Annotated in this window: 19 protein-coding genes; 16 read left to right on the top strand and 3 right to left on the bottom strand. The window is 74.2% G+C overall.

The window, feature by feature from the left end; all coding sequences use genetic code 11:
• Nucleotides 1-246: 246 nt before the first annotated feature.
• From ACF9IK_RS11465 to ACF9IK_RS11435, 7 genes are all read left to right on the top strand, one after another.
• Nucleotides 247-2,388: a glycogen debranching N-terminal domain-containing protein gene (locus ACF9IK_RS11465; RefSeq protein ID WP_395298542.1), complete on the top strand. Its 2,142-nt coding sequence runs from the start codon at nt 247-249 to the stop codon at nt 2,386-2,388.
• Nucleotides 2,389-2,619: 231 nt separating this feature from the next.
• Complete coding sequence (locus ACF9IK_RS11460; protein ID WP_395294132.1) at nt 2,620-3,378, top strand: NUDIX hydrolase; 759 nt, start codon at nt 2,620-2,622, stop codon at nt 3,376-3,378.
• A gap of 203 nt (nt 3,379-3,581) precedes the next feature.
• Nucleotides 3,582-5,267, top strand: coding sequence for an ATP-binding cassette domain-containing protein (locus ACF9IK_RS11455; RefSeq protein WP_395294131.1), 1,686 nt, complete (start codon nt 3,582-3,584; stop codon nt 5,265-5,267).
• A 3-nt stretch (nt 5,268-5,270) separates the two neighbouring features.
• A complete protein-coding gene (locus ACF9IK_RS11450) occupies nt 5,271-6,176 on the top strand; it encodes a hypothetical protein (RefSeq protein ID WP_395294130.1) in 906 nt (301 codons plus the stop codon).
• 115 nt (nt 6,177-6,291) lie between these two features.
• Nucleotides 6,292-7,224, top strand: a complete 933-nt coding sequence (locus ACF9IK_RS11445; protein ID WP_395294129.1) for a FadR/GntR family transcriptional regulator — start codon at nt 6,292-6,294, stop codon at nt 7,222-7,224.
• A 533-nt stretch (nt 7,225-7,757) separates the two neighbouring features.
• Nucleotides 7,758-9,413, top strand: a complete 1,656-nt coding sequence (locus ACF9IK_RS11440; RefSeq protein WP_395294128.1) for an RNA polymerase sigma factor — start codon at nt 7,758-7,760, stop codon at nt 9,411-9,413.
• 189 nt (nt 9,414-9,602) lie between these two features.
• Nucleotides 9,603-10,556 carry a S1 family peptidase gene (locus tag ACF9IK_RS11435; RefSeq protein WP_395294127.1) on the top strand — a complete coding sequence of 318 codons (954 nt, stop codon included), beginning with the start codon at nt 9,603-9,605 and terminating at the stop codon, nt 10,554-10,556.
• A gap of 208 nt (nt 10,557-10,764) precedes the next feature.
• On the opposite strand, the gene ACF9IK_RS11430 is transcribed toward ACF9IK_RS11435, so the two are convergent.
• Nucleotides 10,765-10,995: a DUF7455 domain-containing protein gene (locus ACF9IK_RS11430; RefSeq protein WP_395294126.1), complete on the bottom strand. Its 231-nt coding sequence runs from the start codon at nt 10,993-10,995 to the stop codon at nt 10,765-10,767.
• Between the two features lie 537 nt (nt 10,996-11,532).
• On the opposite strand from ACF9IK_RS11430, the gene ACF9IK_RS11425 reads away from it, so the two are divergent.
• From ACF9IK_RS11425 to ACF9IK_RS11400, 6 genes are all read left to right on the top strand, one after another.
• A complete protein-coding gene (locus ACF9IK_RS11425) occupies nt 11,533-13,644 on the top strand; it encodes a DNA gyrase/topoisomerase IV subunit B (protein WP_395294125.1) in 2,112 nt (703 codons plus the stop codon).
• A 168-nt stretch (nt 13,645-13,812) separates the two neighbouring features.
• Entirely contained in the window at nt 13,813-14,298 is a 486-nt protein-coding gene (locus ACF9IK_RS11420; RefSeq protein ID WP_395294124.1) for a DUF1453 domain-containing protein, read from the top strand.
• Nucleotides 14,299-14,376: 78 nt separating this feature from the next.
• Nucleotides 14,377-15,534 (top strand): sensor histidine kinase, encoded by a 1,158-nt coding sequence (locus ACF9IK_RS11415; protein ID WP_395294123.1) that lies wholly within the window; start codon nt 14,377-14,379, stop codon nt 15,532-15,534.
• Between the two features lie 74 nt (nt 15,535-15,608).
• The gene (locus ACF9IK_RS11410; RefSeq protein WP_395298541.1) at nt 15,609-16,262 is read left to right on the top strand and encodes a response regulator; all 654 of its coding nucleotides are present in this window, start codon (nt 15,609-15,611) and stop codon (nt 16,260-16,262) included.
• Between the two features lie 124 nt (nt 16,263-16,386).
• Nucleotides 16,387-16,980: a DUF485 domain-containing protein gene (locus ACF9IK_RS11405; protein WP_395294122.1), complete on the top strand. Its 594-nt coding sequence runs from the start codon at nt 16,387-16,389 to the stop codon at nt 16,978-16,980.
• Nucleotides 16,977-18,683, top strand: a complete 1,707-nt coding sequence (locus ACF9IK_RS11400; RefSeq protein ID WP_395294121.1) for a solute symporter family protein — start codon at nt 16,977-16,979, stop codon at nt 18,681-18,683. Before ACF9IK_RS11405 ends, ACF9IK_RS11400 begins: the two co-directional genes overlap by 4 nt.
• Nucleotides 18,684-18,818: 135 nt before the next feature.
• Here ACF9IK_RS11400 and ACF9IK_RS11395 read toward each other — a convergent pair whose 3' ends face one another.
• Both ACF9IK_RS11395 and ACF9IK_RS11390 read right to left on the bottom strand, forming a co-directional pair.
• Nucleotides 18,819-19,508 (bottom strand): response regulator, encoded by a 690-nt coding sequence (locus ACF9IK_RS11395; protein ID WP_313765782.1) that lies wholly within the window; start codon nt 19,506-19,508, stop codon nt 18,819-18,821.
• Nucleotides 19,508-21,151, bottom strand: a complete 1,644-nt coding sequence (locus ACF9IK_RS11390) for an ATP-binding protein (RefSeq protein ID WP_395294120.1) — start codon at nt 21,149-21,151, stop codon at nt 19,508-19,510. Before ACF9IK_RS11390 ends, ACF9IK_RS11395 begins: the two co-directional genes overlap by 1 nt.
• A gap of 209 nt (nt 21,152-21,360) precedes the next feature.
• Here ACF9IK_RS11390 and ACF9IK_RS11385 point away from each other — a divergent pair, with 209 nt between their 5' ends.
• The 3 genes from ACF9IK_RS11385 (at nt 21,361) to ACF9IK_RS11375 (ending at nt 24,219) form a co-directional block, all read left to right on the top strand.
• Entirely contained in the window at nt 21,361-22,194 is an 834-nt protein-coding gene (locus ACF9IK_RS11385; RefSeq protein ID WP_395294119.1) for an ABC transporter ATP-binding protein, read from the top strand.
• Nucleotides 22,184-23,056, top strand: a complete 873-nt coding sequence (locus ACF9IK_RS11380; protein WP_395294118.1) for an ABC transporter permease — start codon at nt 22,184-22,186, stop codon at nt 23,054-23,056. Before ACF9IK_RS11385 ends, ACF9IK_RS11380 begins: the two co-directional genes overlap by 11 nt.
• An 86-nt stretch (nt 23,057-23,142) precedes the next feature.
• The gene (locus tag ACF9IK_RS11375) at nt 23,143-24,219 is read left to right on the top strand and encodes an ABC transporter substrate-binding protein (protein ID WP_395294117.1); all 1,077 of its coding nucleotides are present in this window, start codon (nt 23,143-23,145) and stop codon (nt 24,217-24,219) included.
• Nucleotides 24,220-24,250: the final 31 nt, after the last annotated feature.

The raw sequence follows: 24,250 nt of genomic DNA, 5'->3' as shown, positions 1-24,250 counted from the left end.
GGTGCCGGACACCGGACATGACGACGTGCCGGGCACAAAGGGGTGCCCGGGGCGGGAGGCGGAGCGGGTGCCGCAGCGGTACCGCGCACCGCATGGCACGACCCCTCGGCGGGTACGGCCAGCACGGCACACATGCCGACGGGCACCCCCGTCGGCCCGGCACCATCAGTACGCGATAGAGCATCTCGCGGCCCACCGGCCTGACCGGCCACCGGACCGCCGAGGGAGGAGAGTCCGGTGACCGCGATGAGGCCACCACAGGCCGTGCCGGCCGAGAGCGTGGTCGGCGCGCCCCCCAGGCCGGTCGGCCGGCCCGACCAGGCCCAGGGGGCCGGACCCGCCGGCCAGGCCCGGCCTGCCGCACCGCCGCGTCCCCAGCCGGCCGCCGCCCACCACGCGGTGCTCTGCGTGAACGCGCCCGCGATGGCCGCCTCGGGCCCGGACGGACAGCTGCGCGGCCACGGCCTCCACGGCTTCTACCGCTCCGGTCTGCGGGTGGTGGCGCGGATGGAGCTGCGGATCGGCGGCATGGAGCCGCTGCCGCTCCAGGGGACCCTCACCACGTCGGCGCAGGCCCGTTTCCTCGGCGCCGTCCGCATCCCCGGCGACCTCGACCCGGACCCGGCGCTCACCGTCGAGCGGCTGCGTCACGCCGACGGCGTGGAGACCGTGACCGTGCGCAACACCGGCAGCCGTCCTGCCCGGCTGCCGCTGGAGATCGCGCTCGGCACCGACCTCGGCCCGGTCGGCGAGATCGCCGCCGGCCACCGCCCGCCGGACCTGCCCGGGCAGGTGCAGTCCGCCGGGCTGCGCTGGGTCGGTCCCACCCACAGCGCGGTGGTCAGCGCCAAGCCGTCGCCGCACGCCGTGCTCGCGGGCGCGGGCGTGCTGCGCTGGGACCTCGAAGTGCAGCCCGGCGCCCGCTGGTCGGTGGAGCTCCGCGTCGAGCTGGAGACCACCGCCCCCGGGCCGCGCCCGCCGGGCGGCCGGGGCACCGGCGTCCCGCTGCCCTGGGCGGAGCCCGAGGTCCGCAGCGACGACTCCCGGGCCGGAACGCTGGTCGCCCGCTCGCTGGAGGCGCTCGGCGGCCTGCTGTTCGCCGACCCGGACCGCCCCACCGACCTCTATCCGGCCTCCGGCGCGCCCTGGCGGTTCGGCCTCACCCCGGCCGACGCGCTCTGGGCGGCCCGGCTGACCCTCCCGCTGGGCACCCGGCTGGCCGCCGGCACCCTGCGGGCGCTGGCCCGCCGCCAGCAGCTGCACCCCGCCGCCGGCCCCGGCGCGCCCGGCGGCCCCGGCCGGCGTCCCGAGGGACTGCTGCCGGGCGCACTCCGGCACGGCGGCCCCGAGCTGCCTCCCACCTGCACCGCCACCGAAGCGACCCTGCTGTTCGTCACGGTGCTGGCCGAGGCCTGGCGGTGGGGCCTGCCCCGGCAGGAGGTGACCGAGCTGCTCCCGGCCGCCGAGCGCGCCCTCGGCGCCCTGCGCGGTGGCCTGGTCGACGGCTTCGTCACGGACCTGAGCCGACCGGTGGAGGAACGCTCCGCCCACCCGGTGGCGGCCCGAGCCGAGGTCCAGGCGCAGGCGCACCGGGCCGCCCTGCACGGGGCCGAGCTGCTGGAGGCCTTCGGCCGCCCGGGCGCCGAGGAGTGGCGCGGCTGGGCCGCCGAGCTGCGCGGGCGCTTCCGGGACCGGTTCTGGATCGACGACCTCTCCGGCGGGCGCCCGGCGGCCGGTCTCGCCCCGGGTGGCCAGCCGCTGCCCGCGGTCGCCTCCACCATCGTCCACCTCCTCGATCCGGGGCTCTCGGCCGACGGCGGTCGCCACGAGAGCCTGCTGGACCGCGAGCAGACCAGGCTGCTCGCCCAGCGGCTGGCCGCGCCCGAGCTGGACAGCGGCTGGGGCCTGCGCACGCTCAGCGCCAAATCGCCCCGGTTCAACCCGCTCGGCCACCGGAGCGGCGCGGTGCGGGTCCACGAGACCGCCCTGGCCGTCGCCGGGCTGGCGGAGGCCGGCCACGAGAACGAGGCCGGCGCCCTGCTGGAGGGCCTGCTGGGCGCGGCCGCCCACTTCGAGGGGCGACTGCCCGAGATGTACGCGGGGGAGCAGCGCACGCCGGGCTGCCCGCCGGTGCCGCATCCGGGAGCCTGCCGGCCGGCGGCGGTGTCGGCGGCCGGGGCGGTGCACGCGGTGTTCGCGCTCGCCGGGGTCCGGCCCGATGCCCCGGGCGGGCGGGTGCTGGTCCGCCCGGCCAGCACGGCACCGCTCGGCGAGCTGCAGCTGACCGGGCTGCGGGTGGCCGGTGAGCCGTTCTCGGTCCGGGTGAGCCGGATCGGCGTGGCCATGGTGGAGGAGGCGTCCGCCGACCTGCAGCTGGTCGCCCGCTGACGGCCGCCCGCTGACGCGCCCTCCGCCGCACGGGCGGGGCGGGGGCCGGTCGGAGCGGAGCTGGTCGGGGCCGGAGGGCGGGCCTCGCCCGGCCGCCCCCGCGCGGCCCGCCCGTCGGCGGCGCTGTGTCGTCCGCCCCGCAGCGCCGCCGGAAGCGGTCAGGTACCGCCGCGGCACGGTCCGTGCACAGGGCCTGTGCTTATCGTCAGAAAGACGACTATGATCGTCGCCATGTCGCGTTATGACCCGTCGGCCTTCCCCCCGTTCGCTGTCACGGTCGACCTGGTGGTGCTGACGGTTCGGGACCATGAGCTCTGCGCCCTGCTGGTCCGCCGGGGCGAGCCGCCCTTCCAGGGCTACTGGGCCCTGCCCGGCGGCTTCGTCCGCCCGGACGAGGGCCTGGCCGAGGCGGCCTCCCGGGAACTCGCCGAGGAGACCGGCCTGCGTGCGTACTCCGCCCCCGGCCACGAGACGGCCGGCCCGGGCGCGGCCGGCGCCCACCTTGAACAGCTCGCCACCTACGGTCACCCGCAGCGCGACCCGCGGATGAGGGTGGTCAGCGTCGCCTACCTCGTCCTGGCGCCCGACCTGCCGACTCCGCGGGCCGGCGGCGACGCCAGCAGCGCCCGCTGGGCACCCGTCACCGAGCTGCTCGGGAAGAGCCCGGCGGACGGTGTCCCGCTCGCCTTCGACCACGGCCTCATCCTGGCCGACGGGGTCGAGCGCGCCCGCTCCAAGATCGAGTACTCCTCGCTCGCCACGGCCTTCTGCCCGACCGAGTTCACCGTCGGCGAGCTGCGCCGGGTCTACGAGGCCGTGTGGGGCGTGGTGCTCGACCCGCGGAACTTCCACCGCAAGGTCACCGGCACGCCGGGCTTCCTGCTGCCCTCCGGCGGTACGACGACCCGTCAGGGCGGCCGCCCGGCACAGCTGTTCACCGCCGGCGGCGCCACCGTCCTCAACCCGCCCATGCTGCGCCCGGAGTCCTGACACGGCCGACCGGAGGGTCCGCCGCTCGGTCGCAGGATCGGATTGTCCCCTGATCGGGTGAGGTGCGCGGACGGCGGGCCCGTGCCGCTCCCGCAATGCCCGGAATCGTCCCCGCAGCCCCCTAGTGTGCTGGCGCGGGGGCGGCGCGGGGCGTCCCGCGCCGTACAGGCGCCGGTCGGCCGAGGGCATGGGAGCAGCCAGCGATGATCCAGATCACCGGACTGACCAAGGTCTACCGCAGAGGTACTCCGCCGGCGGTGCTCGATCTGACCTTCGACGCCCGGGCGGGAGCCGTCACGGCGCTGCTCGGCCCCGAGGACGCGGGCAAGTCCACCGCGCTGCGGCTCATGCTCGGACTCGAACGCGGCCAGGGCCTGGCGCTCTTCGACGGCCGTCCGTACCGGCGGATGCGGCGGCCCGAGCGTGAGGTCGGCGTCCTGCTGGCGGGGCCCGGCGGCACCGGCGCCGCGAATTCCGCCGGGGTCGCGGCCGGGCACCCGGGCCTGCGGGCGCAGAACCACCTGAGGATGCTGGCGGCAGCGGTGGGCGTCCCGTCCCGCCGGGCCGACGAACTGCTGGAGCAGACCCGGCTGGCCGCCGTCGGCGACCAGAGGCTGCGGACCTTCTCGCCCGGCATGCACCGCCGGCTCGCGCTCGCCGCGGCTCTGCTCGGAGACCCCGGCACCCTCGTCCTCGACGCGCCCACCGACGGCCTCTCGCCCCGCAACGCGGAGTGGTTCCACTCCTTCCTGCGCTCCTTCGGAGCCGCGGGCGGGACGGTCCTGGTGACCACCCGGGCGCCGAAGGAGGCGGCCGAGCTCGCGGACCGGGTGATCACACTCGACCGGGGTCGGCTGGTGGCCGACCAGCCGGTGAACGAGTTCCGCCGCACGCGGCTCAGCCCCGAGGTGGCGGTGCGCGGACCGCAGATGGCCCGGCTCGCCGATCTGCTTGTGGGCCAGGGCGCGAAGGTGCGGCGCGACGGCGGGGCGGGCATCGCGGTCGCCGGGATCGGCCGGACCGAGATCGGTGAACTCGCCTACCGCAACGGCATCCTGCTGCACGAACTCGCGGACCGGGTGGTCGAGCAGCCCGCCCCGCGCGTCACGCTGCCGGTGGCCTCGGGCCGTTCGGGGCGCGTCCGCGTCCAGCCGCCGCCCGCCGGCCCGCTGCCCGCCGACTCGGCCTCCGGCCCGGTGCCGGTCGAGCCGCGGCCGGCCGGCGCGGTGCTGTCCGGGCAGCGGTCGGCGGAGCCCGAGCACCGGCCGTCGCTCCAGTCCGATGCCGGGCCCGAGCCGCTGCGCGAGCGTCAGCCCGAGGACGCGGCGGGCGCCGAGTCCGGGCCCACGCCTGCCGGTCCGGTCCGTACGGCGGAGTCGCACGGGGCCGCGTCTGCCAGGATGCCCCGGCCGGCCGCTGAAGCGTCGTCCTCGCCTCCGCCCACCGGCGGCGGGGTGCTGCCCGCCCTCGCCCTCCCCGCGGCCGCTGCCGTGAGCGTCGCCCCGGCCGCCATGACCGCCACGGCCTCCTCCAGCACCTCGGCCGGCTCGGCCACCGCGGCCACCGCGGCCACCGCGTCGGTCCGACCCGTCGCCGGAGCGCCGCGGCCCGCACGGCCGGAGTCGGACCCCTTCGACGAGACCAAGCCGAGCGTCGCCGTGGACCGCCTCTTCCGGGACGGCCTCAACAGCCTGGCCTGGTCCGAGGGTGGCGGCGACGGGAGCGGCGGCGACGGCGGTCCGCCCGCCCCCGCCACCGGCCGGCGCGAGGACGCCTCGGCCGGTGACCTGCTGACCGCCGACACCGTCCGCCTCGGCCGGCCGGCGGTCCCCACCGAGGCGACCACCACCCCCACCACCCCCAGCACCCCCGACCCCCGGAGCGAGTGAACCGTGCGTGCCCTGGCCTACGAGCTGCGCCGGCTGCGCGGCCTCCGTTCCACCTGGCTGCTCCTCGCCGCCGTGCTGCTCTGCGACGCCGTGGTGGCCGCGGTCCTGGCCGCCCAGACACCCTCCGGGTCGCTCTCCGGGCCGGCCGGTGTCCGACTGCTGACGGCTGCCGTGCCGCTCATCCCGCTGCCGTTCGCGGCGCTCGGCGCCGGGATCCTGGGCGCCCTCTCCTACGGGCACGAGGTCCGGTACCCGGGGCTGCCGGCCTCCCGGGTCTCGTACCTGCGCCGGGTCCGGCTGCTGCTGGCCAAGCTGACGGTGACCGGGGCGGCCGCGCTGCTGCTCGCACCGCTCACGCTGGCGGTCGACGCCGTGGCCGCCCACCTCGCGCTGCCGGGCGGGGTGACGGTGGCGGCCTGGTCGGATCCGGGTGCGCTCTCGGACCGGCTCGCCGCGGCGCTCTCCTCGGCCGGTCTCGCGGCGCCCGCCGACCTGCCCGCAGCGCTCGCCCCGGCGGCGCTCGGAGCGGGCCACGGCGGCCCGGCCGCACTGGCGGCCTTCGTCCTGCTGACCGTGGTGGCGGCCTGGACCGGGGTGCTGACGGCCTCGCTGACCCGGAGCGCCGCGGCCGGCGTCCTGCTGCTCTGCGCCCTGCCGCCGCTGCTGGAGACCGGGGTGGCGCTGCTGCTGCGCCAGACAGGCACGCCCTGGCCGTCGCGAGCGGTGGAGCTGCTGCCGTTCCAGTCGGGTGTGGAGTGGGCGTACGGATGGGTGTACGGCGGGGACCGCCGGGTTGCGGCGAGCGGGTCGGCGCTGACGGATCCCGCGCTGCTGGCCGCGGTGTCGGCACCGGCGTTCGTCCTGCTGCTCGCCGCCCTCCTGGTACAGGTCCGCCGTCGCGCGCTCTGACCCCTCGGGCGGTGGTTCGGCTGACGCTCCGCCAAGATCGACCACCTGTGACCGCAATGCGCGGTTCTTCCTGATAAGAAGTCAATTATCCAGTCGCGGTCGATCACCCTTTCGTGTGCTTTTCACGAGAATTCTCAAGCTGCGCCCGCCGATCGCCGACAAAGGACCTGTGAGTACCCTTGCGCACCCCACCATGACCCCCGCCCGCTCCGCCGACAGCGCCATCCCCGGCGCCGGCGAACTGGACCGCTTCTCGTACGCCGACCGGCCGACCCCGCCGGCGCCCCGCTGGGAGGGCGCCGAGTCGGACCTGGCCCGGGTCGGCCGCAAGACCACCAGCAGCCGCGGCCGCGGCCTGCACGGCCAGCTCGTCCAGCAGCTCGGTCAGATGATCGTCTCCGGCGACCTCGGTGCCGACCGCCCGCTCGTCCCGGAGGAGATCGGCCAGCGGTTCGAGGTCTCCCGCACCGTCGTCCGCGAGTCGCTGCGCGTGCTGGAGGCCAAGGGCCTCGTCAGCGCCCGGCCGAACGTCGGCACCCGGGTCCGCCCGGTCGGCGACTGGAACCTCCTCGACCCGGACATCATCGAGTGGCGCGCCTTCGGCCCGCAGCGCGACGAGCAGCGCAGGGAGCTGTTCGAGCTCCGCTGGGCGATCGAGCCGCTCGCGGCCCGGCTCGCCGCGGGGCACGGTCGCGAGGACGTCCAGCAGCGGCTGGTCGAGCTGGTCGAGATCATGGGCCACGCGTCCGCGCAGGCGGATCACTCCACCTACACCCGGGCCGACGCCGAGCTGCACGCCCTGGTCCTGCAGATGGCGGGCAACCGCATGCTGGAGCACCTCTCCGGGATCGTCTCCTGCGCGCTCCAGGTGTCCGGCGGTCCGGCGACCTCCTGCGAGCGGCCCTCGGAGGCCTCGGTCAGCCTCCACGCCCGGCTGGTCGACGCGCTCGGCACGGGCGACGGCACCGCGGGCGAGGTCGCGATGCGGGCGCTGCTCACCGTGCACCCCGAGATCGAGCCGTCCGTCCCGGCGCCCCGCGAGCACTGAGCCGCCCATCCGGCGACCGAGCGGCTCCCGCGAACCCCCGGCCCTCCGGCCGCACCGCATCGCACGGCGCGGTCGGAGGGCCTTCCCGCGCGCCGGCGCGCGGGCTCGTCCGCCTCCGCCCTCCGGTCCGCACCCGCTGGCCGCGAGGCCTCCCCGCGGCCCCGCTCCGCCGGGCCCCGCCGCGCACCGGCGAGACGCTCCAGGAAATATCCTGCCCATGTCAACCGTCTTCGGCGCGAGTGCGCGATGATGGAAGTCGGCCCCGGGCCGCAGGCGCCGAGTGGTGTGACCCGCGACACGAAGGCCATGCGTAACACTTGACGCGTAGCAGCGATGTGTCCTGAGCGGAAGCAGCTCCGGAATACCCCAACATGTCAGAATGCTGTGTTGGTCTGCGGCGCTGCTGCCGTCCTGCAAACCCAGTCCTCAAGCCCGAGTCGGTCGGAATCGACACCGCGCGTCCGATGCGCGATTTCCTTCCCCGCCCGCTCGGGCGGCCGGTACGGGTTCGAGTCCACTCATCGTCCGAGAGGTTGTTCGTGTCGGCCAGCACATCCCGTTCGCTTCCCCCCGAGATCGCCGAGTCCGCGGCACTGCTGGCGCTCATCGAGCGGGGCAAGGCCCAGGGGCAGATCGCCGGTGACGACGTGCGCCAGGCGTTCGAGGCGGACCAGATCCCGGTCACCAAGTGGAAGAACGTCATGCGCAGCCTCAACCAGGTGCTGATTGAGGAGGGGGTGGACCTCATGGTCAGCGCGGCCGAGCCGGCCGGCGCCAAGCGCAAGAGCGTTGCGGCCAAGAGCCCCACCAAGCGCACCGCCACCAAGGCGGTCACCACCCGGACCCCGGCCGCGTCGTCGGCCCCGACCAAGCCCCCCGTGCGGATCGCGCCCGGCGCCACCGTCTCCGCCCCGGCGGTCGCGGCCGCTGCGGCCCCGGTCGGCACGGTGTCCGCCGACATCACCGCCGGAGAGGCGGCCTCGGCCGCCACCGAGGTGAAGGCGGCGCCGGCGAAGAAGGCCGCCCCGGCGAAGAAGGCCGCGGCCAAGAAGACCGCCGCCCCGGCCAAGAAGGCCGCGGCCAAGAAGACCACCACCGCCAAGGCCGGCAAGGGTGCGGACGAGGAGCTGCTCGGCGAGGAGGAGCTGCTTGAGGACGTGGCCCTGCCCGGTGACAAGTCCGGCACCGAGGGCGACGCCCCGGAGGAGGAGTCGGAGGGCTTCGTCCTCTCCGACGACGACGAGGACGACGCGCCGGCCCAGCAGGTCGCCGTCGCCGGTGCCACCGCCGACCCGGTCAAGGACTACCTGAAGCAGATCGGCAAGGTCCCGCTGCTCAATGCCGAGCAGGAGGTCGAGCTCGCCAAGCGCATCGAGGCCGGTCTGTTCGCCGAGGACAAGCTCTCGGCCGCCGACAAGCTGGCGCCGAAGCTCAAGCGCGAGCTGGAGATCATCGCCGAGGACGGCCGCCGGGCCAAGAACCACCTGCTGGAGGCCAACCTCCGCCTGGTGGTCTCGCTGGCCAAGCGCTACACCGGCCGCGGCATGCTCTTCCTGGACCTGATCCAGGAGGGCAACCTCGGCCTGATCCGTGCGGTCGAGAAGTTCGACTACACCAAGGGTTACAAGTTCTCGACCTACGCGACGTGGTGGATCCGTCAGGCGATCACCCGAGCCATGGCCGACCAGGCCCGCACCATCCGTATCCCGGTGCACATGGTCGAGGTCATCAACAAGCTGGCCCGCGTCCAGCGCCAGATGCTCCAGGACCTGGGCCGCGAGCCCACCCCGGAGGAGCTGGCCAAGGAGCTCGACATGACCCCCGAGAAGGTCATCGAGGTCCAGAAGTACGGCCGTGAGCCCATCTCGCTGCACACCCCGCTGGGTGAGGACGGCGACAGCGAGTTCGGTGACCTGATCGAGGACTCCGAGGCGGTCGTCCCGGCCGACGCGGTCTCCTTCACGCTGCTCCAGGAGCAGCTGCACTCGGTACTGGACACCCTGTCCGAGCGCGAGGCCGGCGTCGTCTCGATGCGCTTCGGTCTGACGGACGGTCAGCCGAAGACGCTGGACGAGATCGGCAAGGTGTACGGGGTCACCCGTGAGCGCATCCGCCAGATCGAGTCCAAGACCATGTCGAAGCTGCGCCACCCGTCGCGGTCCCAGGTGCTGCGCGACTACCTGGACTGATCGGCAGACCTTCCGCAGGGCCCGGCCCTGCGGCGAAGGGGCCCGGAGCACGTCGCTCCGGGCCCCTTCGCACGTCCGGGCGGCTCGGGGCCGGGTGCGTCAGCGTCCGGGTGGCCGTTGTCGCTCGTCCGGGTGGCCGCGCGGCGGGACGCGGTCGCGGCGCGTAGTCGGTCACCTACGCTGTGCCGGTTGCCTGCTGCCGAGCCACCTGGAGTCACGGTGCTGCCCACCCCGGATCGTCCGGACCGCCCGGATCTGCCGACCGCCGCCGGCGCCCCGGCCGGGCCGCCGGTACGCGCGACCGCCCGGCCCGGCGGTCGGCGGCGGCGGGCCGCCGCACTGGCGCTGCTCGCGGCGCTGCCCGCGCCGCTGGTCGTGCTCGGCCCCGGAGCCGCATCCGCGGAGGCACAGCGCCGGATCATCGGCGGGAACGCGGCGTCGACGGCCGACCACCCGTGGATGGTGGCGCTCTCCAGCCGGCCGCAGTTCGGCAACGGCCGGTCCGGCCAGTTCTGCGGCGGCGCGCTGGTCACCCCGACCAAGGTGGTGACGGCGGCGCACTGCTTCTACGACGAGTCCAGGGGAAGGCGGGTCGACCGGCCGGCGCTGAAGGTCGTGCTCGGCCGGGACGACCTGCGCGGCTCCGCCGGCCGCGAGGTGCCGGTCGAGTCGGTCTGGATCCACCCCGACTACTCGTTCTCCGCCAACATGAACGACATCGCGGTGCTCTCGCTCGCGGAGTCGCAGGGTGCCCGGCAGGTGCTCGACCTGGTCGGCCAGGGCGAGACCGAGCCCTACCGGCCGGGGACGCCGGCCCGGGTCTTCGGCTGGGGGGACACCACCGCGAGGGGTGACTACTCGCCCACGCTGCGCGGCGTGGACGTGTCGACCATCGCCGACCAGACCTGTGCGAAGGCCTACCCGGGCGGGCCGGACGGGCGGTTCGACGCCCGCGGCATGGTCTGTGCGGGGGAGGAGAAGGGTGGCCGGGACGCCTGTCAGGGGGACAGCGGCGGCCCGCTGGTCGTCGCGGGCCGGCTGGTCGGGCTGGTCTCCTGGGGGACCGGCTGTGCGGAGGCGGCGCACCCGGGCGTCTACACCCGGGTGAGCAGCGTCGCGGACGCCGTGCGCTCCGTGCTGTAGCGGCCTGTCACCGCCGTAGCCGGTCGCCCGGTGGCCGTGTCGGCAACGCGGCCCTGCGACCCGTGGTCGTGCGATCGCCTGCCGGCGTGGAAACAGCGAAGCCGGGCGACCGGTCCCCGGAGGGGGACCCGCCGCCCGGCCCGACCGGTCGCGCGCAGTGTGCGACCGGACACAGCTCGTGGTCTGGCTGCTGCTGTGGCGCCCGGAATCAGCGCTCGTCGTCCGCGGCCGTGGCCGTGGTGCTGGTGAGACGGCCGCTCTCGTCCTGTATCTCCACGGCGATCTTCTTGAGCTCGGGCTCGAACTTCCGGCCGTGGTGGGCACAGAAGAGCAGCTCTCCGCCGCTGGCGAGTACGACGCGCAGGTAGGCCTGGGCGCCGCAGCGGTCGCAGCGGTCAGCCGCGGTGAGCGGGCTCGCAGGTGTCAGAACAGTAGTCACGTCGCCTCTTCTCTAGCTCGACGAGCTGTCGTACCAGGGTCAACATCCAACCAGGCCGAAAACGTTCCCGCTCGTGGCTTTTCTTCTTTGAGGATTCTGCTGTGTTGATGAGGACGTGCCCCGGGGGCCGGTGGTTCATGCGTGCCGGGTCCCAGGATCCGCCCACCCCTCGAACGCCCGATCGGAACGGGGTGCGGGGTCCGCGTAGCATAATCCTCTGCCGGGTTGGAGCATAAGCCCCGTCCCGGACCCCGGTAGCCTGCATAACGGCAGTTCCGGAGCCTGCACCCGGCCCCACGGTCCGCCAGGACCGGTGGTACCGGGAGGAGATGGCGCCCCGGCGCCCCCCGTCGGGTGCGGCGCTTGTTCGCGCAGCGCGTACAAGCTGCGCGGGACCGGCTCGCCGTGCTGTGCACCCACCGGAGGGGTGTGCACACGCAGCGGAGCGGCTGTCGGTGCGATGTGCTGCACTGGCGGCCGAGCCGGATGCGACCGGTGTGACCGACGAGACAGAACCTGACCTGAGGAGAGTGCCGCGTGAGTGCCGAAACGACCGTGCCGTCCGCACTGCTGGCCGGCGACGACGGTTCCAACTACACCGCTCGGCACCTGCTCGTCCTGGAGGGCCTGGAGGCGGTTCGCAAGCGCCCCGGCATGTACATCGGGTCCACCGACAGCCGCGGCCTGATGCACTGCCTCTGGGAGATCATCGACAACTCGGTCGACGAGGCCCTCGGCGGCCACTGCGACCGTATCGAGGTCGTCCTGCACGACGACGCCTCGGTGGAGGTCCGGGACAACGGCCGCGGCATCCCGGTAGACGTCGAGCCCAAGACCGGGCTGTCCGGTGTCGAGGTCGTGATGACCAAGCTGCACGCCGGCGGAAAGTTCGGCGGCGGGTCCTACGCGGCCTCCGGCGGTCTGCACGGCGTCGGGGCCTCCGTGGTGAACGCGCTCTCCGCCCGCCTGGACGTCGAGGTCGACCGCGGCGGCCACACCCACGCGATCAGCTTCCGCCGCGGCACCCCCGGCATCTTCACCGAGACCAGCCCGGATGCCCCGTTCGAGCCGGCCAACGGGCTGACCAAGGTCCGCAAGGTGCCCAAGGCCCGCGCCGGGACCAGGATCCGCTACTGGGCGGACCGGCAGATCTTCCTCAAGGACGCCCGGCTCTCGCTGGAGCACCTGCACAACCGGGCCCGGCAGACCGCCTTCCTGGTCCCCGGCCTGACCATCGTCGTCCGTGACGAGCGGCTGACCGAGAGCGACCAGGTCGAGGAGGCGACGTTCCGCTACGACGGCGGCATCGCCGAGTTCTGCGAGTTCCTGGCGCCCGACAAGCCGGTCTGCGACGTGCTGCGACTGCGCGGGGAGGGCACCTTCAAGGAGACCGTCCCCGTCCTCGACGACCTCGGGCACATGACGCCCACCGAGGTCACCCGCCACCTCGGCGTGGACATCGCGCTGCGCTGGGGCGCCGGCTACGACACCACCCTGCGCTCCTTCGTGAACATCATCGCCACCCCCAAGGGCGGTACCCACGTCACCGGGTTCGAGCGCTCACTCGCCAAGACGGTCAACGAGGTGCTGCGCTCCGCCAAGCTGCTGCGCGTCGCCGAGGACGACATCACCAAGGACGACGCCACCGAGGGCCTCACCGCCGTGGTCACCGTCCGGCTCGCCGAACCGCAGTTCGAGGGCCAGACCAAGGAGGTGCTGGGCACCTCGGCGGCCAACCGGATCGTCGCGGCCGTGGTCGCCAAGGAGCTCAAGGCCTTCCTCACCTCGGCCAAGAAGGACGAGAAGCTGCAGGCCCGCGCCGTGCTGGAGAAGGTCGTCGCGGCTGCCCGCACCCGCGTCGCCGCCCGCCAGCACAAGGAGGCCCAGCGCCGCAAGACCGCGCTGGAGACCAGCTCGCTGCCGGCCAAGCTGGCCGACTGCCGCAGCGACGACGTCGACCGCAGCGAGCTCTTCATCGTCGAGGGCGACTCCGCGCTCGGCACCGCCAAGCTCGCCCGCAACTCCGAGTTCCAGGCCCTGCTGCCGATCCGCGGCAAGATCCTCAACGTGCAGAAGGCGTCCGTGAGCGACATGCTCAAGAACGCCGAGTGCGCCGCAATCATCCAGGTGATAGGGGCCGGTTCGGGCCGCACCTTCGACATCGACCAGGCCCGCTACGGCAGGGTCATCTTCATGGCCGACGCCGACGTCGACGGATCGCACATCCGCTGTCTGCTGCTGACGCTGTTCCAGCGGTACATGCGGCCGATGGTCGAGCAGGGCCGGGTCTTCGCGGCCGTCCCGCCGCTGCACCGGATCGAGCTCACCAACCCCAAGCGCGGCCAGGAGAAGTACCACTACACCTACTCCGACGCCGAGCTGCGCTCCACCCTGCTGGAGTTCCAGCGCAAGGGCCTGCGCTGGAAGGACCCGGTGCAGCGCTACAAGGGCCTCGGTGAGATGGACGCCGACCAGCTGGCCGAGACCACCATGGACCCGCGCCACCGCACCCTGCGCCGGATCAACCTGGGCGACCTGGAACAGGCCGAGCGGATCTTCGACCTGCTGATGGGCAACGACGTCGCCCCGCGCAAGGAGTTCATCGTGGACTCGGCGGCCACCCTGGACCGCTCCCGCATCGACGCCTGATCCCGGCACCGACCACGAGGGCTCTCCACCCACGGGTGGAGGGCCCTCTGCCGTCGTTTCCACCCGGGTCCGTCCCCGGTCCACCCCGGCTCCGATCACCCGGCGGGGCCGGATCCGTAGCGTCGGTGAGGTCAGCCCAGCCAGCCTTCCGTCGGGACGGAGAGTCCGATGACCGCCCTCGCCAACGTCCTTGTGATCATCGTGGTGATGGTCCTGGTGGTCCAACGTCAGATGCGTGCGCAACGCCTGGACTCCGGCCGCCGCGCCTGGCTGCTCCCGGTGGTCCTCGGCGTGCTCGCGCTGCGGGACCCGCAGCTCGTCGACCGCGCCCACCCCGGGACGTCCGTCGCCCTGCTGGCCTGCTCGCTGCTGGCCGTGCTCGCGATGGGCTGCGTCTGGGGCTGGACCGTCCGGCTCTGGCGCGGCGAGGACGGCGCGGTCTGGGCCAAGGGCACCAAGGCCACGGTGGCCGCCTGGTCGGGCATGATCGCGATCCGGCTCTGCCTGTTCGGCCTCGGCGCGGCCCTGCACGTCCGCCAGACCGGCAGCGCGCTGCTGCTCGGCCTGGCGGTCCTGCTGCTGGTCAGGTCGCTCGTGGTGAACTGGAGGGCGCGGACCCTGGCGCCCTCGTACGGGGCCACCGCGGCCCACTGACCGCACCCGACCCGCGCGGTCGCGGGCCCGACCGGCGCCCGCCGACCGCACCACCGAAGAGCCCCGGAGGAGACGCCCGTGCCCGAGTGGTCCTGGACCCGCTGGCCGTCCCGTGAGGGGCTGGAGCGGGAGGCCGAGAGCCGACCGCGGCGGATCCTCACCGTGGCCGGCCGGCTCGTGCTGCTGGTCACGGTGATCTGGGGGATGTACTCCCGCGGCGGGTACACCGGGTGGACCGCGGTCGCGGCGGTCGCGGGCCTGATCGCGACGATCCTGGTGGTGGCGGCCTTCCTGCGGGTCAGCCGGGAACAGCGGCTGCTCGCCTCGCTCGCCCTGGCAGGCGTCCTGATCGGCGGCGCCTGGCTCGCCGAGTGGGGGCGGGCGTACGTCCTGGCCGACTTCACCTGGGCCGGGCTCGCCGTGGCCGCCCTGGTCCGGCTGCCGATGGGCGCCGCGCTGGCCACGGCGGCGGCCGCCTTCGGCTCGTACACGGCCGCCAGCTGGGAGAGCTGGCTCGCCGTCTGCGCCACGGTCGGCGGGCTGACCGTCCTCGGCTACCTGCTGCGCCTCGACACCGAGGCCCGCGGCACCGCGCGCCGGCTGCTCGCCCAGGAGCGGGCCGCCCGGGCCGCCGAGGCGGAGGCCGCCGCCCTCGCCGAACGGGCCAGGATCGCCCGGGAGATCCACGACGTGCTCGCCCACAGCCTCTCCGCCCAGCTGGTCCACCTGGAGGCGGCCCGGCTGATGCTGGACGCGGGCACCGACCGGGAGCAGGTCCGCGAGCGGGTGGTCGCCGCCCGCCGGATGGCGCAGGACGGACTGGCCGAGACCCGGCAGGCGCTCTCCGCGCTGCGCGGCGAGTTCACTCCGGTCGGGGAGTTCCTGGTGGACCTGACGACGCGTGAGCGGGCCGCGTTCTCGGTGACCGGGACGCCGCGCCCGCTCGCCGCCGAGGCGGGGCTCGCGGTGCGGCGCACGGTGCAGGAAGCGCTGACCAACGTGCGCAAGCACGCCCCCGGAGCGCGCTGCACCGTCGAACTGCGCTACCTGCCCGAGGTGGTGGAGCTGGAGGTCCGCAACACCACGGCCCGCCCCGACCGCACGGGTGAGCTGGCCGCCAGCGGCAGCGGGTACGGTCTGCTGGGGATGCGCGAACGCGCGGAACTGCTCGGCGGCACGCTGCTGGCGGGCCGGGACGAGGGAGGGTGGCGCGTGCTGCTGCGGGTGCCGGCGTGAGCGGGCAGGACGGGCCGGGCCCGACCAGGGTGCTGGTGGCGGACGACCAGACGGTGGTGCGCGAGGGAATCGTGATGCTGCTCGGACTGCTGCCCGGCATCGAGGTGGTGGGCGCCGCAGCGGACGGCGTGGAGGCCGTCGCCCTGGTGGAGCGACACCACCCGGACGTGGTGCTGATGGACCTGCGGATGCCCCGTTGCGACGGCGTCGAGGCGACCAGGCGGATCCGGGCCGCTCATCCGGAGACCGAGGTGGTCGTGCTCACCACGTACGCCGACGACGACTCGCTGTTCCCCGCGCTGCGGGCCGGTGCGCGCGGCTACCTCACCAAGGACGCGGGCGGCGAGGAGATCGCCCGCGCCATCGCGGACGTCCGCTCGGGTGCTGCCGGGCTCTCACCGCAGGTCCAGCTGCGCCTGCTGGAGCGGCTGGCGGACGCGGCCGGGGCCGCCGCCCCGCCGCCCGCCGTACCGCCCGCCGCGGCTCCGCCGGGCCCGGCCGCCGCCTCGTCGGCGGAGCTGCCGGACGGGCTGACCGCCCGTGAGGCCGAGGTGCTGGCGCTGATCGCCGAGGGACTCTCCAACACCGAGATCGCCCAACGGCTGTTCGTCAGCCCGGCCACCGTGAAGACCCACATCAACAACCTCTTCGCCAAAACGGCCGTCCGGGACCGGGCGCAGGCCGTCGCGTACGCCTTCCGGCACGGAATCACCGGTACGCAGCAGTAGTCGCATGAGCGTCTGTCGGATCATCGATCACCTCATCGAGTGAACGTATCTGCATTGGGAGTTGGCGGGGTTGGCGGGCCTCCATCATGGTTCGGTCAGCACACCCCCCGGTCCAGGAGCAGCAGTGCCACAGCAGCAGACGAGCAGTCCCGGGCAGGGGCAGCGTTTCGGCTGGTGGGCCGCTCCCGCCGGCGCACCCCGGGCCGAACGGCCGGAGCCCGAGGCCGCGCGGCGGATGCCACAGCACGACCGCTCGGTGGCCGAGCCGGGCCGGCCGGTGCCGGTCCGGCCCGCCGCCGGACCCGTGCAGCCCGTCCGGGCCGCCCAGCCGGTGGCGTCCGCCCACCCCGTTCCGCCCGCCCGGCTCCGGCCCCTCGCCGAGGAGACCGAGCCGGCCGCCGACAGCAGAACCGAGGTGTACCGGGCGGTCCAGGCCAGTGAGGCGTTCCAGGAGATCAAGCGCGGCTACCGGGCGTTCGTGTTCCCCGCCGGCGGCGCCTTCCTCGGCTGGTACCTGATGTACGTGGCCGCCCAGGCGGTCGCCCCCGCGGTGATGCGCAGCCAGGTGGCCGGCCCGGTGAACGTGGCGTGGCTGCTCGGCCTGATGCAGTTCGCCACGACCTTCCTGCTCACCTGGCTCTACGCCCGCAACGCCCGCACCAAGCGCGACCGCGCCGCCCTGTCGCTGCGCTGGGACACCCAGGACCAGCTGCGATGAGGACCGCCACCCCGCCGCCCGTCGCCCCCACCGGGGACCACCACGACCTGGCCATCGCACTGTTCGCCGTGATCGTCCTGGTCACCCTGGCCATCACCGTCTGGGTGGGCCGCCGCGGCAGCGCCGCCGAGGACTTCTATGCCGGCGGGCGCGACTTCACCCCGCTGCAGAACGGCTTCGCGCTCTCCGGCGACTACCTCTCCGCCGCCTCCTTCCTCGGCGTCGCCGGGCTGATCGCGCTCTACGGCTACGACGGCGTGCTCTACAGCATCGGCTTCCTGGTCGCCTGGCTGGTGGTGCTGATGCTCGTCGCCGAGCTCGTCCGCAACGCCGGCCGGTACACCCTGGCCGACGTGCTCGCGCTGCGGCTGCGCCGGCGGAAGGTCAGGGCGGCCGCCGGCGGCGCCAGCGTCGTCGTCACGCTCTTCTACCTGGTCGCCCAGATGGTCGGCGCCGGCAGCCTGGTGGCCCTGCTGCTCGGCACCAACAGCTCCGGAGCGCGGACCTGGACCATCGTGGCGGTCGGCGGCCTGATGATCGTCTACGTCACGGTGGGCGGCATGCGGGCCACCACCTGGATCCAGATCGTCAAGGCCGTCCTGCTGGTCGCCGGTTCGGTGCTGCTCACCGTGCTGCTGATGGTGCGCTTCCACGGCGACGTCGCCGAGCTGATGCGGCAGGCCGCGCAGCACAGCGGCGCCGGGCGGCGGTACCTGGAGCCGGGGCTCAAGTACGGCGCGAGCGGCACCAGCCGGCTGGACTTCTTCAGCCTCGGACTGGCCCTGGTGCTGGGCACCGCCGGCCTGCCGCACATCCTCTCCCGCTTCTACACCGTACCCACCGCACGGGCCGCGCGGCGCTCCACGATGTGGGCGATCGGGCTGGTCGGCGGCTTCTACCTGATGGCCATCGCGCTCGGCCTGGGCGCCACCGCGCTGGTCGGCTCGGCCGAGGTGCGGCAAGCGAACCCGGCGGGCAACACCGCCGTGCCGCTGCTCGCCCTGGTGCTGGGCGGCGGAAACGGGAGCACCGGCGGCGTGGTGCTGTTCGCGCTGATCTCGGCGATCGCGTTCGCCACCATCCTGGCCGTGGTGGCCGGTCTGACGCTCGCCTCCTCGGCGGCCTTCGCGCACGACATCTGGGCGGGCGCCTGGCGCGGCCGTCCGCGTCGCGGCGGTCGCCGGGCCGCCGTGCCGGCCTCCCGGAGGACGCGCGGGGGACGGGCACGCGGCGAGCACGTACTCGGGGGCGCCACCGAGCGCGAGGAGGTCGGCGTGGCCCGGATCGCCGCGGTGGTGATCGGGGCGGTCGCGATCGCGCTCAGCCTCTTCGCCCAGCAGATGAACGTCGCCTTCCTGGTCGGCCTGGCCTTCGCGGTCGCGGCCTCGGCCAACCTGCCGGTGCTGCTGTACAGCCTGTTCTGGCGGCGGTTCACCGTCCGCGGCGCGGTCTGGTCGGTGTACGGCGGGCTGGTCCCGGCGGTGCTGCTGGTGGCCTTCTCCCCGGTGGTCTCCGGGAGCAAGGCGGCGCTCTTCCCGGGGGTGGACTTCCACTGGTTCCCGCTGGAGAACCCCGGCATCGTCTCCATCCCGCTGGGCTTCCTGGCCGGCTGGATCGGCACCCTCACCTCGCCCGAGCCGGCCGACGCGGACCGCTACGCCGAGCTGGAGGTCCGCTCCCTCACCGGAGCCGGGGCGGCCTGAGCCGAACACCCCGCAGGCGCGCACCCCGGTGGTCCCAGGACCGCCGGGGTGCGGTGCGTCCACGGCGGGTCCGGCTCGGGCTCCGCTCCGGGAGGCCGGCGCACCCGGGCCGTCACCGCCGGCCGGGCTCCCGGCTCAGCTGCGGGCGGCCAGCCCGTAGCGGTGCTCGGGGCGGCCGGTGTCGCCGTAGCGCAGGGTCAGCCGCAGCCGGCTGTCGCGCTCCAGCTGCTTGAGGTAGCGCTGCGCGGTGGAGCGGCTCAGCCCGGTGGCGTCCGCGACCTCCTGGGCGGAGAGCGGCCGGCCGGCCCGGCGCAGCACCCCGAGCACCAGGTCGGTGGTGGGCGCCGAGTGCCCCTTGGGCAGTGCGGCCGCCGGGGCCGCCGCGCTGCGCAGGGTGGCGAACAGCCGGTCCACCTCGTCCTGGCCGGCCTCGCGGGCGGCCGGTCCGGCCAGCGCGTGCCGCAGCTGCGCGTAGGCGACGAGCTTCTCCCGCAGACCGGCGAAGGTGAACGGTTTGACCAGGTACTGCAGGGCGCCGTGCTGCATGGCCGCGTGCACGGTGGAGACGTCCCGGGCGGCGGTCACCATCATCACGTCGCAGGCCACCTGCCGTTCGCGCAGCCGCCGGACGAGGGCGAGGCCGGTCTCGTCCGGCAGGTGGTGGTCGAGCAGCAGCAGGTCGACCGGGCGCCGCTCCAGGGCGGCCAGCGCCTCGGCGGCCGAGTGCGCGGTGCCGGTGACCCGGAAGCCGGGCACCTTGGCCACGTACGCGGCGTGCACGTCGGCCACCCGGAAGTCGTCGTCCACCACGAGTACGTCGATCATCACGCCTCCACGAGCGGTCCGGCGGGCCGATGGCCCTCACGGGCGTCCGGGCCCGCGCCGGGCAGAGCCGCGGTGTGCAGGGCCTCGGGCAGCTCCACGGTGAACCGGGCCCCGCCGAGCGGCCCCGCGTCCAGCACGATCCGGCCGCCGGTCCGCTCGACCAGCCGCCGCACCATGGCCAGCCCCAGCCCGCGCGGCCGGTGAGCGGGCGCGTCCTTGCTGCTCCACCCCTCCTCGAAGACCCGTTCACGCAGCCCCTCCGGAACCCCCGGGCCGCTGTCGGAGACCTCCACGACCAGGGTGGCGCCGGCCGCGGCCAGGACCACCTCCACCCGGCCGCCGCCCGGCGCCAGCGCGTCCACGGCGTTGTCGACCAGGTTGCCGAGGACGGTGACCAACGCCCGGGCGTCCACCACCGCGTCCGGCAGGTGCGTGGCCGGGGTGACCGCCAGCCGGACGCCGCGCTCGCCGGCCACCGCGGTCTTGCCCGCGAGCAGCGCGGCCACGTGCGGGTCCTGGACCTGCTCGGCGATCCGGGCCGCGACCGCCGCGTGCGAGCCCGACTGCTCGGAGATGAACTCCACGGCCTGCTCGTGCCGGCCGAGCTCCAGCAGGCCGAGCAGGGTGTGCATCCGGTTGGCGTGCTCGTGGTCCTGGGCCCGCAGCGCCTCGGTGAGGCTGCGGGTGGTGTCCAGCTCGCGGACCAGCGACTCCAGCTCGGTGCGGTCGCGCAGGGTCACCACCGCGTCGCCCTCGGCCGTGGTCATCCGGTTCACCACCAGCACGCGGTCGTCCCGGACGGCCGGCAGGTCGGTGCCGGCGATCCGCCCGGCCAGCACGTCGGCCAGCCGCCCGGGCGGCAGCACTGCGTCGATCGGCCGGCCGGCGCTGCCCGCGGGCAGGCCGAGCAGACGTACCGCCTCGTCGTTGGCCAGTCGGATCCGGCCGTGCTCGTCCAGCGCCACCATGCCCTCGCGGATGCCGTGCAGCATGGCCTCGCGCTCCACCAGCAGCGCCGAGATGTCGGCCAGCGCGATGTTGTGGGTGCGGCGCTTCATCCGCCGGGCCAGTACCAGGGTGGCGACGGTGCCGGCGGCGAGGCCGGCGCCGGCGCAGAGCAGGATGCCGGTGAGCATCTTCAGCAGCCGGCGCCGGATCGAGTCGTCGCTGATGCCGACCGACACCTCGCCGACGATCCGCCCGTCGGCGATCCGCAGCGGCACCTTGCCGCGGGCCGTGCGGCCCAGCGTGCCCTCCTGGATGGCGGTGATGCTGCGGCCGCTGAGCGCGGGCTCGGGGTCGGTGGAGACCCGTTGGCCGATCCGGCCCGGGTCGGTGTGCGAGAGCCGGATCCCGTCCACGTCGGTGACCACGACGAAGCTGGCGCCGGTGGCCAGCCGGATCTCCTCGGCGTTGCGCTGCGCGGTGGCGGAGTCGCGGGCCTCGGCGGCCCGGGCGATCGTCTCGTCGCCTGCGGTGGCCTGGGCGATCGACAGCGCGCGCTGCATCGCGTCGTGGTCCAGCTCGGAGCTGACCGGAGCGAGGAACAGCCCGGCCGTCACCACGGTGACGCCGACGGTGACGACGGTCTGGCTCAGCAGGAGCTGGGCGAAGACCCGGCGGGGGCGGCGGGGGTGCTTCATCCGGGGCCTCCTCTCCTGTGGTCGGCCCTGTGGTCGGCACACCCTACGTTTCCGAGGTGCTCCTGTCAGCCGCGTCCCCGCTGTTGTAGCGGAAGCAAAACGAGCAGAACACCCCTCAACGCGGAGAACCCGCACTACGCCGAGAAGGCTCCCGCCGCCGCCCGGCCCGCTCCTAGCCTCCCGGGGCAAGCACAGACCCGGGAGGTCACATGCGCACAACCCCGGTGCCGGATCCGACGCCGGCTCCCGCGATCGAGTTGAGCGGCGCCACCAAGCGCTTCCGAACCCCGTCCGGGGCGCTGCACACCGCCGTCCGCGATCTCGACCTGACCGTCGCGCAGGGCGAGTTCGTCGCCGTCGTCGGCCCCACCGGCTGCGGCAAGTCCACCACGCTGACGCTGGTCAGCGGCCTGGAGGAGCCCACCGAGGGCGACGTCCGGGTGTACGGGGAGCCGGTCGGCGGGATCAACCCGCAGGTCGGCTTCGTCTTCCAGCAGGACGCCGTCTTCCCCTGGCGGACCGTCCTGTCCAACGTCGCGGCCGGCCCGCGGTTCCGCGGCGTCCCGGCCGCCGAGGCCCGGGAACGGGCCCGCGACTGGCTGGCCCGGGTCGGCCTGGCCGCCTTCGAGGACCGCTACCCCCACCAGCTCTCCGGCGGCATGCGCAAGCGGGTCGCGCTGGCCCAGACCTTCGTCAACGACCCGGGGATCCTGCTGATGGACGAGCCGTTCTCGGCGCTCGACGTGCAGACCCGCGCCCTGATGTCCGACCAACTGCTGGAGCTCTGGGCCGGCACCGGCTCGTCGGTCGTCTTCGTCACCCACGACCTGGACGAGGCCATCGCGCTGGCCGACCGGGTCGTCGTGATGACCGCCGGCCCGGCCACCGTGAAGGAGGTCTTCACCGTCGACCTGCCCCGCCCGCGCACCGTGGAGGCCGTCCGGCTGGAGCCGCGGTTCGTCGAGCTGTACCGCGAGATCTGGGCCTCGCTCGGCGAAGAGGTGCGCATCACCCGCGAGAGAGGAGCGGGTCGTGCCGCTTGAGACCACCGTGGCCGCGGCCAAGCCCCCGGCCGCCGCCCCCGCCAGCCGTACCGAGGCCCGCGAACGGGCCGCCCGCAACCGCAGGTTGAGCGTCCACGGGGCCCGGGTCGCCGTCCTGCTCGCCTTCCTCGGCCTCTGGGAACTCTGCGCCCGCACCGAGGTCGTCGACCCGTTCAACTTCTCCCAGCCGTCGCGGATCTGGGCGCAGATCTGGCAGTGGATCACCCACGGCACCGCCCAGGGCTCGCTCGCCGAACAGATCGGCTACACCCTCTACGAGGCCCTCAGCGGCTGGGTGCTCGGTGTCACCGGCGGCGTGCTGCTGGGCATCGCGCTCGGCCGGATCCGCTTCCTGGCCGACGTGTTCGGGCCCTACATCAAGGTGCTGAACGCCATCCCGCGCATCGTGCTGGCGCCGATCTTCCTGATCTGGTTCGGCCTCGGCCCGGCCTCCAAGGTCGCCTCCGCCGTCGTGCTGGTGTTCTTCCCGGTCTTCTTCAACGCCTTCCAGGGCGCCCGCGAGGTGGACCGCAACCTCGTCGCCAACGCCCGCATCCTGGGTGCGAACAACCGCAAGGTCACCCTGCAGGTGGTCATCCCCGCCGCCACCACCTGGATCTTCACCAGCCTGCACGTCAGCTTCGGCTTCGCGCTGATCGGCGCCATCGTCGGCGAGTACATCGGTGCCACCAAGGGCCTCGGCCTGCTCGTCGCGGCTGCCCAGGGCACCTTCAACGCGGCCGGTGTGTACGCCGCGATGACGATCCTGGCCGTCGTCGCGCTACTCACCGAGGGGCTGCTGACCTTCGCCGAGAAGAAGCTGTTCCGCTGGAAGCCCGCCGACTCCGGCGACGGCCGCTGACCCCCACCCCGCGACCGTCACCGTCCCGCCCACCCTCCGCCCCCTCCATCCCTCCGCCCCGTCCCTCCGCAGAGAGGCCCCCACCCATGCGCCCGAACCCGACCGGCAGAGCCGCCGCCACCGCCCTCGCCGCCGTCCTGCTGCTCCCCCTCACCGCCTGCGCCAACGACGCCGCCTCCGCCTCCCACGCCGCCGCCGTCCCGGCCGGGCAGCAGGTCGACGGCCCCAAGGTCAAGATCATGGTCGGCGGCCTGGACAAGGTCATCTACCTGCCCGCCATGCTCACCCAGCGCCTCGGGTACTTCGGCGAGGCCGGCGTCAACGTCGAGCTGCTGAGCGAGCCCGCCGGCGTCAACGCCACCACGGCGCTGCTCGCCGGCGACGTCCAGGGCGCGGTCGGCTTCTACGACCACACCATCGACCTGCAGGCCAAGGGCAAGAACGTCGAGTCCGTGGTCCAGTTCTCGCAGGCCCCCGGCGAGGTCGAGATCGTCTCCACCAAGCAGGCCGGGGCCATCGGGTCCGGTGCCGACTTCAAGGGGCGCAAGCTCGGCGTCACCAGCATCGGCTCCTCCACCGACTTCCTCACCAAGTACCTCGCCGTCAAGAACGGCACGGCCGTCAGCGAGTTCAGCCCGATCGCGGTCGGCGCCGGCCAGACCTTCATCGCAGCCCTCCAGCAGGGCAGCATCGACGCCGGCATGACCACCGACCCGACGGTGGCCACCGTGCTGGACAAGGGTCTCGGCAAGATCCTCTACGACATGCGCACCCCGCAGGGCTCGCGCGACGCGCTCGGCGGGCTCTACCCGTCGTCCTCGCTCTACATGAAGACCGACTGGGTGGAGAAGAACAAGGACACCACCCAGAAGCTCGCCAACGCCTTCGTGAAGACCCTCAAGTGGATGTCCAGCCACACCCCGGAGGAGATCGCCGCGAAGATGCCCGCCGACTACGCGCAGGGCGGGGCCGAGCAGTACGCGGCCGCGATCAAGGCGACGCTGCCGATGTTCACCACCGACGGGGTGATGCCGGCCGACGGCCCCGGGACGGTGCTCGCCGTGCTCGCGGCGTTCCACCCGGACGTCAGGGGCAAGGAGGCCACGATCGACCTCGCCCGCACCTACACCACCGAGTTCGTCGGCAAGGCCGCCACCGGCTGAGCCGCCCCCGACGGAACGGCCCCGCGCCACC

Source organism: Kitasatospora hibisci (assembly GCF_043950205.1).
Lineage (GTDB): Bacteria > Actinomycetota > Actinomycetes > Streptomycetales > Streptomycetaceae > Kitasatospora > Kitasatospora hibisci.
The sequence above is the reverse complement of the archived record's forward strand: the minus strand, read 5'-3'. Positions and strand labels throughout refer to the sequence as shown.

What these genes read in the sequence shown, in the direction of transcription:
- ACF9IK_RS11465 (WP_395298542.1), top strand. Translation starts at nt 247, where the DNA reads ATGAGGCCACCACAGGCCGTGCCGGCCGAGAGCGTGGTCGGCGCGCCC.
- ACF9IK_RS11460 (WP_395294132.1), top strand. Translation starts at nt 2,620, where the DNA reads ATGTCGCGTTATGACCCGTCGGCCTTCCCCCCGTTCGCTGTCACGGTC.
- ACF9IK_RS11455 (WP_395294131.1), top strand. Translation starts at nt 3,582, where the DNA reads ATGATCCAGATCACCGGACTGACCAAGGTCTACCGCAGAGGTACTCCG.
- ACF9IK_RS11420 (WP_395294124.1), top strand. Translation starts at nt 13,813, where the DNA reads ATGACCGCCCTCGCCAACGTCCTTGTGATCATCGTGGTGATGGTCCTG.
- ACF9IK_RS11410 (WP_395298541.1), top strand. Translation starts at nt 15,609, where the DNA reads ATGCTGCTCGGACTGCTGCCCGGCATCGAGGTGGTGGGCGCCGCAGCG.
- ACF9IK_RS11400 (WP_395294121.1), top strand. Translation starts at nt 16,977, where the DNA reads ATGAGGACCGCCACCCCGCCGCCCGTCGCCCCCACCGGGGACCACCAC.
- ACF9IK_RS11395 (WP_313765782.1), bottom strand. Translation starts at nt 19,508, where the DNA reads ATGATCGACGTACTCGTGGTGGACGACGACTTCCGGGTGGCCGACGTG.
- ACF9IK_RS11390 (WP_395294120.1), bottom strand. Translation starts at nt 21,151, where the DNA reads ATGAAGCACCCCCGCCGCCCCCGCCGGGTCTTCGCCCAGCTCCTGCTG.
- ACF9IK_RS11385 (WP_395294119.1), top strand. Translation starts at nt 21,361, where the DNA reads ATGCGCACAACCCCGGTGCCGGATCCGACGCCGGCTCCCGCGATCGAG.
- ACF9IK_RS11375 (WP_395294117.1), top strand. Translation starts at nt 23,143, where the DNA reads ATGCGCCCGAACCCGACCGGCAGAGCCGCCGCCACCGCCCTCGCCGCC.